A 12,892-nucleotide genomic window follows, 5' to 3' on the forward strand; every position below is an offset into this window, starting at 1 on the left:
CGCTGATGAGATTGAACAACTTTTCACCCGCAGTTCGGGCGACTACGTTTTTGCACGTTGGGGCCGCCCTATTGTGCCTGTGGTTTTTGGCGTTGATGATGCAACTGTTGCCGTTCTGAAAGGGGCGATCGAAGCGGTTGTCACCGTTGCTGGGCACCAGATGGCGGAAACGGATCCGGAACTGGGCACCAATCTAATGGTGTTTTTTATTCAGGACTGGAACGAACTTTTGGAAACTCCGAATATGGATCAGCTGATCCCGGATCTGGAAGCCACGGTTGGGCGCTTGCAAGGGGCCAATGCCAGCCAGTACCGCGCGTTTCGTTTTGATGATGACAATGCCATTCAGGCCTGTTTTGCATTTGTGCGTATGGATGATGCCCTGGGACAGCTGCCGGCGGAAACCATTGCTCTGTCTGTGATGGTTCAGGCGATTGTGCTGTGGTCTGATACGGCGTTTCAGAATTCGTCACCATTGGCAAACCTGTCCGAAGGCCAGACCATTCTGAAACCTGAAATTTCAGGTATTATTACGGCGGCTTATGATGAGAATATGCCGGTGGCCGCGCGTGAAACCAGCCATGCCCTGCGTCTGGCGGCACGTCTGGGTGTGCCAATTGGGAAGGCGCATTAAACATGCCCCATGACTTCAGTCTGCGCGTTTATTACGAAGATACGGATTTGGCAGGTTTGGTCTATTACGCCAATTATCTGAAGTTCATTGAACGCGCGCGATCCGAATATGTGCGCGAACTTGGCATTGATCAGGCGGCTATGAAATCAGACGGTCTGGTCTTTGCTGTGTCCCGGGTTGAGGCCGATTACATCCAGCCTGCGAAATATGACGATTTTCTGAACGTGCGCACCGAAATCCAGCGGGCCACCGCCGCGCGTCTGACGCTGAAACAACAGGTGTTGCGCGCAGAAACCCGCTTGTTTGAAGCTATTGTAACCATCGTCTGTCTGGATGATCAGGGCCGACCACAGCGTCTTCCGGCAGCTTTTCGCGCATAATCCATACGATATCTGCGCATTATTTCACCTTTGACACCAATATCCGCGCCTTCACCCGAAGGTGAGTGCCGAACCCAGCCTTTCCCCTGTCTTTTTTGTTAACTGTGTATTAGGGTTTTGCCTAACCAGAGCCGTCATAAGATGGCCACAACAAAAGAGCAGGCATATGGAAACAGAACTTCTTTCTGCAGCGCAGGAGATTGATTTCTCCCTGTGGGCACTGTTTGCACGGGCAACTTTGACCGTCAAACTCGTGATGATCATGCTGATCGTGGCGTCTTTCTGGAGCTGGGCGATCATCGTGCAAAAGATCATCGCCTATCGCAACAGCCGGGCCGAGGCTGCGGTGTTTGACCGCGCGTTCTGGTCTGGCGAACCTCTGGACGAACTTTTCGACAAGATCGGCGCAACGCCATCGGGGGCCTCGCAAAAAGTCTTTGCGGCGGGCATGACGGAATGGCGGCGTAATCTGCGTCAGGACGGTGGTTTTATTGCGGGCGCACAGTCACGCATCGACCGGTCCATGGATGTGGCGATCGCCAAGGAAAGCGAAAAGTTGACCTCAGGTTTGAACTTTCTTGCAACGGTCGGATCCACCGCGCCCTTTGTGGGCCTGTTCGGGACCGTGATGGGCATTATGAACGCGTTTATCGAAATTGCGGCGCAGCAAAACACCAATCTGGCAGTCGTGGCCCCCGGTATCGCCGAAGCGCTTTTGGCGACGGGTCTTGGCCTGCTGGCTGCGATCCCGGCGGTTATTTTCTATAACAAACTGTCCAGTGACAGTGACCGGATTATTGCAAGCTATGAAGCCTTTGCAGATGAATTTGCGACTATCCTATCTCGTGAGCTGGACAGCTGATATGGGGGCAGGTGTAGTCAAATCCAGCGGAGGAGGCGGCAATCGTCGCCGTCGTCGTTCCGGCCGGGGCAGCAATCATATGATGAGCGAAATCAACGTCACGCCCTTTGTCGATGTGATGCTGGTGTTGCTGATTATCTTTATGGTGGCCGCGCCTTTGCTGACTGTGGGCGTGCCGGTGGAATTGCCGGAAACCTCGGCATCCGCTCTGCCAACGGAACAGGAAGAACCACTGACCATCACCCTGACCACAGACGGGGTGTTGCAGCTGCAAAATTCCGAAGTGCAGCGTGACGGGCTAATCACGCAGCTGCGTGCCATTGCGGCTGAACGCGAAAGCCAGCGTGTCTTTCTGCGGGCAGACAGTGCCGTTCCTTATGGGGATGTGGCGCAGGTCATGGGCGCGCTGCAGGCCGGTGGTTTCAATGAAATCAGCTTTGTGCATGACACGGGTGGTCCGGCGCTGAACGGATCGGACGGGTAAGCGCGGTGAAAACGGGCTATTGGATATCAGGTCTGGGCCATGGGGCTTTGATTTTCTGGCTGCTCTTTGGTGGGTTCTTCCTGCCGGAGGATCCGCCGGAATTTGAAATGACTGAAGTGGGCTTTATTTCAGAGGCCGATTTCGAACGGATGCAAGATCTTGCGAGTGCGGCAGAGGCAGCCCCTGAGGTCAGCGCCGTTCCGGTTCCACGTCCTGCGCCCGCACCTGAGCCTGAGCCAACACCGGAACCAGTGCCCGAACCAACGCCGGAACCAATCCCCGAGCCCGCGCCCGAACCAACGCCCGAACCCATATCAGAGCCACCCGCACCAGAACCAGATCCGGTGCCTGCTGGTCCAGAACAACCGGTGGAAACACCTGCTGAAATACCTGCGGATACCACTGTGGTGCCTGAAGCGAATGAAATTATTGCGCCCACTGCTGTTGCCGAACCTGAACCCGATGTGGACGTTGCCGAAGAGATCACGGAAGAGGTGACCGAAACCCCGGAAGCTGCTGAGGTGGTTGAACAGGTCACACCAACTGAGGCCACAACTGTAGAAACTGGCGGCGAGGATATCGTTCCTGAACAAGTTGATCCCCCAGCCTCCGCACCGGTGACGTCTCTTGTTCCACAATTGCGCCCGGCGCGTCCTGCACCTGCTCCGGAACCCGCAACTGAAACCCGGCCAGAACCTGTTCAGACCGCTCAGGCGGATACGACCGACCCGCTGGCAGAGGTGATAAACAATGCTGTCGCTTCGGCAAATGAAACGCCGTCTGAACCGGCGGGGCCGCCTCTGTCTTTCGGGGAACGAGATGGCTTGCGTCAACAGATCCATCAGTGCTGGAACACAGGTGCGATTTCATCCGCGGCGGCCCAGGTGACCATCACTGTGCATTTCTCGTTGGATCGTGACGGCAATATCACCAGCCGCCCCGAACTTGCTGATTGGGAAGGGGGCAGTCGCGAAGCCGCGAATATCGCCTTCCGCGCTGCAAATAGCGCAATTTCCCGTTGTCAAAACCGTGGCAACCGTCGTGGTTATGACATGCCCGCAGAAAAATACGGTCACTGGCGTGACATTGAAGCCGTCTTCAGCGGCTCGGGGATGATCCGATGAGGTTTTTCCCCGTGACATATTGCGCCTGCCCGGCTGTTATCCGCCAAAACGCCCAAAGATGTGGCGGCGGGATTGATAAATTCACCAACCCGAAGAAAATGGGGCTGAGATGACTTCTATGACCAAAATAATCACACGACTTTTTGCATGTGTAATGATGTTTGCCTGTGTGACCACAGCGCAGGCCCAGGAACGCCTGCGCATTGAATTGGACAATCCACGCATTGAACCGGTGCCCCTGGCGATCCCGGCGTTCGTGGCCGAAAATTCGCAGGCGTCAGAATATGCGCAGCAATTGTCTATGGTGGTGGCCGCCGATCTGACAGGCACGGGCCTGTTTCGCGAAGTGCCGCAGGATGCGTTTATCAGCAACATCACAAGCTTTGACGCCCCGGTGCAATACCCTGACTGGCGGGCGATTAATGTGGAAGGGCTGATCAGTGGCGCTGTCTCTGTTGCGGATGATGGCCGTGTGACCGTGAAATTCCGTGTTTATGATGTGGCGTCTGGCGCGGAACTTGGATCCGGGCTTCAGCTGGTTGGCACAATCGCGTCCTGGCGTCGTTTGGCCCATAAAGTTGCGGATACAGTTTATTCCCGTATCACCGGTGAAGGGGCCTATTTTGACAGCCGCGTTGTTTACGTGTCGGAAACCGGACCAAAGGACAATCGTCGCAAGCGTCTGGCTGTGATGGATTATGACGGGGCGAACCTGCAGTATCTGACAGACAGTTCCTCTATCGTTCTTGCACCGCGGTTTTCCCCCACGGGTGATCGTGTCCTCTACACCTCTTATGAAACCGGGACGCCGCAGGTGTTCTTGCTGGACGTCGGATCTGTGCAGCGTCGTGCGCTTGGGGCACAGGGCAATGCGATGACCTTTGCGCCGCGTTTTGGCCCGAATGGCAACACTGTGGTTTATTCCGCATCGACTGGCGGGAATACGGATATCTTTACCGTAGATCTGCGCACCGGTGCCCGGGCGCGTCTGACGTCGGCGCCGTCTATTGAAACCGCGCCCAGCTTTTCACCAGACGGCAGCCAGATTGTTTTCGAAAGCGATCGGTCCGGATCGCCCCAGCTGTATGTGATGGCAGCCTCTGGTGGCGAAGCACGCCGGATCAGTTTTGGCAGTGGCCGTTATGGCACGCCGGTCTGGTCACCGCGCGGCGATTTGATTGCCTTCACAAAGCAGAACGACGGGCGTTTCCACATTGGCGTGATGCGCACGGACGGGTCTGATGAACGTCTTCTGACCGTGTCTTTCCTAGATGAAGGCCCAACCTGGTCGCCGAATGGTCGCGTTATTATGTTTATGCGCGAGACCTCTGGCGCTGACGGGCAGGCCGCGTTGTATTCCGTAGATATTTCCGGGCGCAACCTGCGTCGGGTGAACACACAGGGGGCAGGTTCAGATCCGGCGTGGTCCCCGCTGCTGCCGTAATTCCCAAAAGGCGAATTCGGTGCTATGATGGCGCAAAATAAGAAACAGATTGATGCCGGGGCGGTTCCGGCCACAGATACAGAGGCGAAGAGCATGATGAAAACGACAAAGATCGCAGCACTGCTGCTGGTGGCCGGCGCATTGTCTGCCTGTTCAAATGCAGACCGGTTTGGCAATGGGTCAGGGACTGGCAACGGCATTGGTGGCCCGGGCAATGGAATTGTGAATGGCAGCGCAAATGACCCGCATTCCGTGGCCTATTTCCAGCAAACTGTTGGGGATCGTATCCTGTTTCCGGTTGATCAGTATACGCTGACAAACCAGGCGCGCACCGTGCTTGCTGGCCAGGCGCAATGGCTGATGGCGAACCCTGAATATACAGCGCGCGTGGAAGGCCATGCAGATGAACAGGGCACACGGGAATACAACCTTGGCCTTGGCGCACGCCGGGCAAATGCCGTTAGTGAATTTCTTGTGTCTCAGGGCGTGTCGTCAGCGCGTGTGAACACCGTATCCTACGGCAAAGAACGTCCGATTGAGATCTGTTCAGCGGAAAGCTGCTATGCCCAGAACCGCCGGTCGGTAACTGTGGTTGGTGCTGGCATTCCAACCAGCTGATCCTGACAGAGGAGACCTGATATGTTTCGTTTCAGCCTTGCAGCGGGCGCTTTTGCCCTGATGGTTTCTGTGTCGCCGCTTGCGGTCCAGGCACAGGATCGCGATCAGACCCTGGCGGATATCCGTCAGGAAATGTCTGTGCTTTATGTCGAAGTTCAGCGCCTAAAGCGTGAACTGTCTACAACCGGTACACCTTCGGCCAATGTCGGGGGGAATTCGCCTCTGGAACGGATCGATGCGATGGAAGCTGTTTTGCAGCGTCTGACCGCACGCACCGAGGAAATGGAATATAAGATCAACCAGATTGCAACGGTGGGCGGCAATCAGATTGGTGATCTTGAATTTCGCCTGTGTGAACTGGAAACGAATTGTGACCTGGGCAACCTGTCGGAAGGCACAACATTGGGCAATATTGATGTGGCGTCTGCCCCATCGGTTGTTCTGACCCCAACCCGCAATGACGGGCTGGAACTGGCTGTTGGCGAAAAGGCGGATTTCGAAGCTGCGCAGGCATCCGTTGACGGGGGCGACTATGCCACCGCTGCGCAGCAATTAGGGGTATTTGTGCAAAATTACCCGGGCAGCCCGCTGTCGGCACAGGCCTATTTTCTGCAGGGTGACGCCTATGAAAAGCTGGGCGAAACACGCCCTGCGGCCCGTGCGTATCTGGATTCGTTCAGTTCCGCGCCAGATGGTGACATGGCCCCACAGGCGCTGTTCAAAGTTGGCGCGACCCTGCGTGATCTCGGGCAGAACACCGAAGCCTGTCAGATGTTTGATCAGGTTGGTGTGCGCTTTCCCAATTCTACAGTGACATCTGAGGCGCAAAGCGCGCGTCAGAACATGGGTTGCCTGTAAAGCAGACCACGCGTTAAACCCTGTGAAACGATAATGGGGTTTGCCGTGAGCGCTGATAGTGATTTTCTGAGATTTCAGTTCAATTCCGCCCTGGCTGCTGAAACGCCGGGGCGTTTTGGTGTGGCCTGTTCCGGTGGCGGGGATTCCCTTGCCACATTACGTCTGGCGGCCGCTTATGCCCGCGACAATGGCGTGGAATTGCATTGTATTACTGTTGATCATGGTCTGCGTACGGGATCGGATCAAGAGGCATCTGATGTGGCCGATATCTGTCAGGGTCTCGGGGTTTCACATGAAATAGCCCGGTGGATCAATTGGGACGGGCAGGGCAATTTGCAGGACGAAGCGCGACGTGCGCGATATGGTCTTATTGCGGATTGGGCCCATGGGTTGGATCTGGATTTGGTTTGCCTAGGTCACACGGCAGATGATCAGGCAGAGACCGTTTTAATGCAGATCGCCCGGTCTGCAGGTGTGGATGGTCTCGCCGCGATGGCCCCTAAACGGGATCATCTTGGCGTGACCTGGCTTCGCCCCTTACTACAGACTCGTCGGGATGCGTTGCGCGATTACCTCAGAGTAGAGGGGCAATCATGGATTGATGATCCATCAAATGAAGACGAACGTTTCGACCGTATTAAGGCCCGTAATATTCTTGAGGCGCTGAAACCGCTGGGTGTGTCACCTGAAAAACTGTGCACGCTTGCAGGCAATATGGCAGATGCACGCCACGCCCTGAACCAGCAGGTCTGGCATTTCGCCGGGGATGTGGCGTTGGTGCAGGAAGGGGATGTGTTGCTGCATCGTGACAATTTGATGCGGGGGCATTTCGAAACCCGTCGCCGTTTGCTGCGCCATGCACTGACCTGGGTGTCGGCAAGCGATTATGGCCCCCGTCAGCGTGAAATTATGAACCTTTTCAAAGCGATCAAAGAAGAACGGACCGCAACCCTATGTGGATGTCTGATCGCACAGGAAAATGATCGCATCCGTATTTCCCGCGAATACAGCGCAGTGTCTTCGCTGCAAACGGCCGCAGGTGATCTTTGGGACAACCGCTGGCGTTTGCGGCCGGAAGATGGGGATGCCACCGGTGTGACCATCCGTGCCCTTGGGGAAGAGGGTCTGCAATTATGCAATGAATGGCGGGAAACCGGCCTGTCACGCGCGTCTTTAGTCGCATCGCCTGCGGCCTTTCGTGGTGAGGCATTGCTGGCCGCACCCCTGGCCGGATTGGCCAATGGATGGATGGCCGAAAATGCCTGCGGCGAAAAGGATTTCTTTAACTCTCTGGTATCGCATTGAAGATATGCTGCTGGGGCCCTATTTTAAATATGGGCCGTTCACGTTATGACAGGTCCTGAACGAATCTGAGGAGATGCCCGTGGGCAACGCGAGAAATATCGCTTTCTGGGTCGTGCTGTTAGTGCTCGTCATGACCCTGTTTAATGTATTCAGCAATGGCTCTGGTAGCAGCAGTTCATCTGCTGTGTCTTATTCTGAGTTCCTGAACCAGGTTGAGGCCGGTTCCGTCACCAGCGTTGAGTTGGACGGAGAGAACGCCATTTTCCGGGGTTCTGATGGAACTGAACAGGTGGCTATTGTGCCCACCGGCGTCGAATATACCAGTGATCTCAGCAAGATGCTGTTTGAAAAAGGTGTAGAGGTTTCATCCAAGACCCGTGAAGAAAGCGGTTTCTTTTCGTTGCTTTCACTGCTTCTGCCGGTGTTGATCCTGATCGGTTTCTGGTTCTTCATGATGAACCGGATGCAGGGCGGCGGCAAAGGCGGCGCGATGGGATTTGGTAAATCGCGTGCGAAAATGCTGACCGAATCTTCGGGCCGTGTGACCTTTGATGATGTCGCGGGCATTGATGAGGCGAAGGAAGAACTGGAAGAAGTCGTCGAGTTCCTGCGCAATCCGCAGAAATTCTCGCGACTCGGTGGTAAAATCCCGAAAGGTGCGCTGCTTGTTGGTTCGCCTGGTACGGGTAAAACCCTGCTGGCACGCGCAATTGCGGGCGAAGCAGGTGTGCCGTTCTTCACGATTTCCGGTTCTGATTTTGTTGAAATGTTCGTCGGCGTGGGTGCATCCCGTGTGCGCGATATGTTTGAACAGGCAAAGAAAAACGCGCCTTGTATCGTCTTCATCGATGAAATCGACGCTGTTGGCCGCCATCGTGGTGCCGGTCATGGCGGGGGCAATGACGAACGTGAACAGACATTGAACCAGCTGCTGGTTGAAATGGATGGCTTTGAGTCCAACGAGGGTGTGATCATCGTTGCGGCAACCAACCGCAAAGATGTTCTGGATCCCGCACTTTTGCGTCCTGGTCGTTTTGACCGTCAGGTGACTGTGCCGCTGCCAGACATCAAAGGCCGCGAAAAAGTGTTGGACGTACATGCACGTAAAACGCCGCTTGGGCCGGATGTTGATTTGCGTATTATCGCACGTGGCTGCCCTGGCATGTCCGGTGCGGATCTGGCAAACCTTGTGAACGAAGCGGCCCTGATGGCTGCGCGTGTGGGGCGTCGTTTCGTGACGATGGTTGATTTCGAAAGCGCCAAAGATAAAATCATGATGGGCTCTGAACGCCGGTCTATGGTTTTGACGGACGACCAGAAAGAAAAGACCGCATATCACGAAGCAGGTCACGCCATTGTTGGTTTGAAACTGCCGAAATGTGACCCGGTGTATAAGGCGACGATCATCCCACGCGGTGGTGCGCTTGGCATGGTTATGAGCTTGCCTGAAATGGATCGCCTGCAATTCTTCAAAGACGAAGGTCACCAGAAGATTGCAATGACCATGGGCGGGAAAGCCGCTGAGATCTTCAAATTCGGTGCGGATTTCGTTTCTAGTGGCCCATCGGGTGACATCCAGCAGGCGTCAGCTATGGCGCGTGCGATGGTGATGCAATGGGGCATGTCTGACAAAGTCGGCAACATTGATTATCAAGAAGCTGCAGCAGGATATGCCAATAATGGCGGCGCTGGCGGTTTCTCGATTTCAGCCAAGACCAAGGAACTGATCGAATCTGAGGTGAAGCGTTTCATCGACGAAGGATATGACGTTGCTTTCAAGATCATCAAAGAAAACGAAGTCGAATTTGAACGCCTTGCACAAGGTTTGCTGGAATATGAAACCCTTACGGGCGAAGAAATCCAGAAGGTCATGAAGGGCGAAAACCCGTTCGACAATGATGATGAAGAAGGCGGAGCCTCTGAAAAAGAAGAAGCTTCGGTCACAGCCATCCCCAAAACCCGCGCCAAGCCAAAGGCGGATGATGGTGACAGTGGTATGGAGCCGGAGCCTTCTGCTTAAACTGCGCAGGCGGATGAAACATAAAAAGCCCGGGGTATTTCCCGGGCTTTTTCTTTGGCTTTATAGCGGGTTCTGGCAGCTGCCATGGTCATTTGTGCTGTGTTGCCCACGCACGGTCATGTCATAGTTCAGCGTGTCGAAATCGACGACAAATGTCACCACATCAGTGTCCATTATATGCAGGAACGTCAGTGAGTTGACCCCCGGCAGGATCTGTGATTCTCCGCGAATTTTTTCTGTTACGATGAAACCAAGATCCGTCGCGCCAGATCGTGCCAGGGTCACGGCAGATCCGTTCTGATCTGATGTGCAGTTCAATACAAAATCTGCGCCATTCAACGGGTCTTCCATTGCGAGTGCTGGGCTGGCCACGGTTGCGGCAAGAAGTAGGGGCAGGGTTTTCATGATGTTCCTCCGTCATGTGCTATCCCTATGACCTGGAACGAGGCTAAGGCAGAAAAAAGGCAGGTTTCATCTGATCACGTGGTGTTGAGAGAAGGTGATCTTAGCATTGATGTCTGGGCTGGAAATGAGTTCCAGAATTGCCATCACGCTTCTGGAATGTGCTGTGGATTGCAGGGGAAGAGGGCATTGGGAATGGATATCTCATTCCGGAATTTGCATTGTTTCAGAACAGTTTTCTAGTTATCCCATTCGTATTATTTGAAGGATGTCGTAATATGAAAACCCGTTCATTCATTTTACTGGTATTGCTTGCTGCTTGTGGGGCATCTCCGGACGCGCAACCGCCTGAAGTCCTGTCAGCACGGATTGCTGCGGAAACAAATTCCTCCCTTTGCATTGCATATGGAACTGCCAGCACAACACCACGTGGGAAGCTTATGATTGAAGCGGAGCTTGCAGCGCGTGGTGTCAATCAGTGCTTTTCTAGCAACTATGGCCACGCGAGCGTTTCTACCTATGGGCGTTCAAGGTATGAACGCCCTGCGATTTCTGAAAGTACCATGAACTGCAGTGATTTTCGGAGTGGTGCAGAGGCCCAGAAATATTTCCTTGCAGCAGGTGGCCCTGTTCAAGATCGGCACAATCTGGATGCAGACGGGGATGGGCTTGCCTGTGAATGGGGAACTCAGGTGCGTCGGATTTCCCGTTATCGTGCCCCTGTGCCCAGGGTGTATCGTCCGCGCTGTTACGTCGGGCCGCGTGGCGGGACCTATACGATCACGGCGAGTGGACGCAAAAATTATGATGGTTGCTAAGGCCTATTCTGTAGCGGCGCGATAGAACTCCCATTCCTCTACTACGCGCCCGTCGGGCAGATGACAGTGGCCCACTTGACCTTCCTCTGTGTCGCGGATCTCTATTTTTCCACCTTGATCCGCACAATAGACGGACGCCGGGTTGGCTAGGCCGAGTTGAGGGAAGGGATCCTCAGGGCTACAAGCCAAAAGGGCGAGGGGCAGCAACAGAGGAAGCCGAATGCGCATGGGATATCCGTAAGTTTTGTAATGAATTGCCAGAGTATGACGCGGCTTGTGTATTTGTGAAAGCCCCGCCATCCTGTCGCCACAGCAAGGGGGAAGAGATGCCTGAACATATCGACAGTGGCTATAGTGGTGAAATCACTTGGTTGGGGCTGATGCCGGATCGCGGGATATCCCTGCGAGCGGACGCGCGTGACAGTCTATTTGCGGCGTTTGAGGGTATTCGGGAAGACAGCCATTATGGCGCGACACGGGCCAGTTGTGGACGCACGCAGGGGCAGCACCCCATTGGCACGAAGATCCGAAATACCCGTCAGTTTACAGTGCTTTGCGCAGAAGAACTTGCTGTGGTGGCGCAGAATATGGAACTTGACCAGCTTGATCCGGCGCTTATTGGGGCGAACCTTGTTGTTTCGGGCCTACCGGACTTTTCACATATCCCGCCAGCGTCCCGCCTGATCGCTGAAAACGGCACAACTCTGGTAATCGATGTGATCAATCTTCCGTGTGTTTTTCCCGGAAAAGAGATCGAATCTGATCACGCAGGCAAAGGAAAAACCTTTAAAGGTGCAGCAAAAGACCGTCGCGGCGTCACAGCTTGGGTTCTCTGCGAAGGAATGTTGCGTGTGGGTGACGTTTTCCGACTGCATATTCCAGGGCAAAGATCTTGGCGGCCGTGAGGGCGTAAGTCGACGATTCAGGCACGGAATATGTCGCAAAAACACCCTTGCGACGCTGCGTTCAATTGTATGCAATGGATAGAAATATCTAACCTACCTGATCCCAGGGGAGTCACATGAGCTACAAAACCGATATCGAAATTGCCCGCGAGGCAAACAAGCTTCCGATCCAAGAGATCGGCGCGAAACTGGGCATCGACAGCAAAGACCTGCTGCCATACGGCCACGACAAAGCCAAAGTTAGCCAAGAGTACATCAATTCTGTACAGGGCAATGAAAACGGCAAACTGATCCTGGTAACCGCGATCAACCCGACACCAGCTGGTGAAGGCAAAACAACAACAACAGTTGGTCTGGGCGATGGCCTGAACCGCATTGGCAAAAAAGCCGCTGTTTGTATCCGTGAAGCATCCCTTGGGCCAAACTTTGGCATGAAGGGTGGCGCTGCTGGCGGTGGTTACGCCCAGGTTGTTCCAATGGAAGAAATGAACCTGCATTTCACAGGTGACTTCCACGCGATCACATCTGCGCACTCTCTGCTGTCCGCTATGATCGACAACCACATCTACTGGGGCAACGAGCTGGAAATCGACATCCGTCGTGTGGCTTGGCGTCGTGTTGTTGACATGAATGATCGCGCTCTGCGTCAGATCACTGCGTCTTTGGGTGGCGTGTCCAACGGCTTCCCACGTGAAACCGGTTTTGACATTACTGTGGCTTCCGAAGTTATGGCGATCCTGTGTCTGGCAACTGATCTGTCTGACCTTCAGAAACGTCTGGGCGACATCATTGTTGCGTACCGTCGTGACCGTTCCCCAGTGTTCTGCCGCGACATCCAAGCGGACGGCGCTATGACCGTTCTGCTGAAAGACGCCATGCAGCCAAACCTGGTTCAGACTCTGGAAAACAACCCGGCGTTTGTACACGGTGGCCCATTCGCGAACATCGCACACGGCTGTAACTCTGTTATCGCGACCACAACTGCTCTGAAAATTGCGGATTACGTTGTGACCGAAGCTGGTTTCGGTGCTGACCTTG

15 protein-coding genes are annotated in these 12,892 nt (G+C 54.6%); 13 read left to right on the plus strand and 2 right to left on the minus strand.

Going from position 1 to position 12,892, the window contains the following annotated elements; all coding sequences use genetic code 11:
* From ACPGUT_RS14675 to ftsH, 10 genes are all read left to right on the plus strand, one after another.
* A partial coding sequence (locus tag ACPGUT_RS14675; RefSeq protein WP_423992622.1) for a hypothetical protein occupies nucleotides 1–634 on the plus strand: 634 nt, incomplete at its 5' end.
* Between the two features lie 2 nt (nucleotides 635–636).
* A complete protein-coding gene (gene ybgC / locus ACPGUT_RS14680) occupies nucleotides 637–1,014 on the plus strand; it encodes a tol-pal system-associated acyl-CoA thioesterase (protein WP_423992624.1) in 378 nt (125 codons plus the stop codon).
* 166 nt (nucleotides 1,015–1,180) lie between these two features.
* Entirely contained in the window at nucleotides 1,181–1,876 is a 696-nt protein-coding gene (gene tolQ / locus ACPGUT_RS14685; protein WP_423992626.1) for a protein TolQ, read from the plus strand.
* Between the two features lies 1 nt (nucleotide 1,877).
* Complete coding sequence (gene tolR / locus ACPGUT_RS14690) at nucleotides 1,878–2,360, plus strand: protein TolR (RefSeq protein WP_423992628.1); 483 nt, start codon at nucleotides 1,878–1,880, stop codon at nucleotides 2,358–2,360.
* A gap of 5 nt (nucleotides 2,361–2,365) precedes the next feature.
* The gene (locus tag ACPGUT_RS14695) at nucleotides 2,366–3,484 is read left to right on the plus strand and encodes a hypothetical protein (protein WP_423992630.1); all 1,119 of its coding nucleotides are present in this window, start codon (nucleotides 2,366–2,368) and stop codon (nucleotides 3,482–3,484) included.
* 118 nt (nucleotides 3,485–3,602) lie between these two features.
* A complete protein-coding gene (gene tolB, locus ACPGUT_RS14700) occupies nucleotides 3,603–4,928 on the plus strand; it encodes a Tol-Pal system beta propeller repeat protein TolB (RefSeq protein WP_423992632.1) in 1,326 nt (441 codons plus the stop codon).
* 96 nt (nucleotides 4,929–5,024) lie between these two features.
* On the plus strand, nucleotides 5,025–5,546 hold the full coding sequence (pal, locus tag ACPGUT_RS14705) for a peptidoglycan-associated lipoprotein Pal (RefSeq protein WP_423992650.1): 522 nt from the start codon (nucleotides 5,025–5,027) through the stop codon (nucleotides 5,544–5,546).
* A gap of 21 nt (nucleotides 5,547–5,567) precedes the next feature.
* Nucleotides 5,568–6,404 (plus strand): tol-pal system protein YbgF, encoded by an 837-nt coding sequence (gene ybgF, locus ACPGUT_RS14710; protein ID WP_423992634.1) that lies wholly within the window; start codon nucleotides 5,568–5,570, stop codon nucleotides 6,402–6,404.
* Between the two features lie 45 nt (nucleotides 6,405–6,449).
* The gene (gene tilS, locus ACPGUT_RS14715; protein ID WP_423992636.1) at nucleotides 6,450–7,709 is read left to right on the plus strand and encodes a tRNA lysidine(34) synthetase TilS; all 1,260 of its coding nucleotides are present in this window, start codon (nucleotides 6,450–6,452) and stop codon (nucleotides 7,707–7,709) included.
* Between the two features lie 73 nt (nucleotides 7,710–7,782).
* A complete protein-coding gene (gene ftsH, locus ACPGUT_RS14720; protein ID WP_423992638.1) occupies nucleotides 7,783–9,729 on the plus strand; it encodes an ATP-dependent zinc metalloprotease FtsH in 1,947 nt (648 codons plus the stop codon).
* 60 nt (nucleotides 9,730–9,789) lie between these two features.
* On the opposite strand, the gene ACPGUT_RS14725 is transcribed toward ftsH, so the two are convergent.
* A complete protein-coding gene (locus tag ACPGUT_RS14725) occupies nucleotides 9,790–10,134 on the minus strand; it encodes a hypothetical protein (RefSeq protein ID WP_423992640.1) in 345 nt (114 codons plus the stop codon).
* Between the two features lie 275 nt (nucleotides 10,135–10,409).
* Between ACPGUT_RS14725 and ACPGUT_RS14730 the strand changes: the two genes are divergently transcribed.
* Nucleotides 10,410–10,949: an excalibur calcium-binding domain-containing protein gene (locus tag ACPGUT_RS14730; protein WP_423992642.1), complete on the plus strand. Its 540-nt coding sequence runs from the start codon at nucleotides 10,410–10,412 to the stop codon at nucleotides 10,947–10,949.
* A 3-nt stretch (nucleotides 10,950–10,952) separates the two neighbouring features.
* Here ACPGUT_RS14730 and ACPGUT_RS14735 read toward each other — a convergent pair whose 3' ends face one another.
* Complete coding sequence (locus ACPGUT_RS14735) at nucleotides 10,953–11,177, minus strand: DUF333 domain-containing protein (protein WP_423992644.1); 225 nt, start codon at nucleotides 11,175–11,177, stop codon at nucleotides 10,953–10,955.
* Between the two features lie 98 nt (nucleotides 11,178–11,275).
* On the opposite strand from ACPGUT_RS14735, the gene ACPGUT_RS14740 reads away from it, so the two are divergent.
* Nucleotides 11,276–11,854: an MOSC domain-containing protein gene (locus tag ACPGUT_RS14740; protein WP_423992646.1), complete on the plus strand. Its 579-nt coding sequence runs from the start codon at nucleotides 11,276–11,278 to the stop codon at nucleotides 11,852–11,854.
* 116 nt (nucleotides 11,855–11,970) lie between these two features.
* A partial coding sequence (locus ACPGUT_RS14745) for a formate--tetrahydrofolate ligase (RefSeq protein ID WP_423992648.1) occupies nucleotides 11,971–12,892 on the plus strand: 922 nt, incomplete at its 3' end.

The organism is Halocynthiibacter sp. (assembly GCF_049608145.1).
Lineage (GTDB): Bacteria > Pseudomonadota > Alphaproteobacteria > Rhodobacterales > Rhodobacteraceae > Halocynthiibacter.

What these genes read in the sequence shown, in the direction of transcription:
- ACPGUT_RS14725 (WP_423992640.1), bottom strand. Translation starts at nt 10,134, where the DNA reads ATGAAAACCCTGCCCCTACTTCTTGCCGCAACCGTGGCCAGCCCAGCA.
- tolQ (WP_423992626.1), top strand. Translation starts at nt 1,181, where the DNA reads ATGGAAACAGAACTTCTTTCTGCAGCGCAGGAGATTGATTTCTCCCTG.
- ybgC (WP_423992624.1), top strand. Translation starts at nt 637, where the DNA reads ATGCCCCATGACTTCAGTCTGCGCGTTTATTACGAAGATACGGATTTG.
- ACPGUT_RS14740 (WP_423992646.1), top strand. Translation starts at nt 11,276, where the DNA reads ATGCCTGAACATATCGACAGTGGCTATAGTGGTGAAATCACTTGGTTG.
- ybgF (WP_423992634.1), top strand. Translation starts at nt 5,568, where the DNA reads ATGTTTCGTTTCAGCCTTGCAGCGGGCGCTTTTGCCCTGATGGTTTCT.
- pal (WP_423992650.1), top strand. Translation starts at nt 5,025, where the DNA reads ATGAAAACGACAAAGATCGCAGCACTGCTGCTGGTGGCCGGCGCATTG.
- ACPGUT_RS14730 (WP_423992642.1), top strand. Translation starts at nt 10,410, where the DNA reads ATGAAAACCCGTTCATTCATTTTACTGGTATTGCTTGCTGCTTGTGGG.
- ftsH (WP_423992638.1), top strand. Translation starts at nt 7,783, where the DNA reads ATGCCCGTGGGCAACGCGAGAAATATCGCTTTCTGGGTCGTGCTGTTA.
- tolB (WP_423992632.1), top strand. Translation starts at nt 3,603, where the DNA reads ATGACCAAAATAATCACACGACTTTTTGCATGTGTAATGATGTTTGCC.
- ACPGUT_RS14735 (WP_423992644.1), bottom strand. Translation starts at nt 11,177, where the DNA reads ATGCGCATTCGGCTTCCTCTGTTGCTGCCCCTCGCCCTTTTGGCTTGT.
- tolR (WP_423992628.1), top strand. Translation starts at nt 1,878, where the DNA reads ATGGGGGCAGGTGTAGTCAAATCCAGCGGAGGAGGCGGCAATCGTCGC.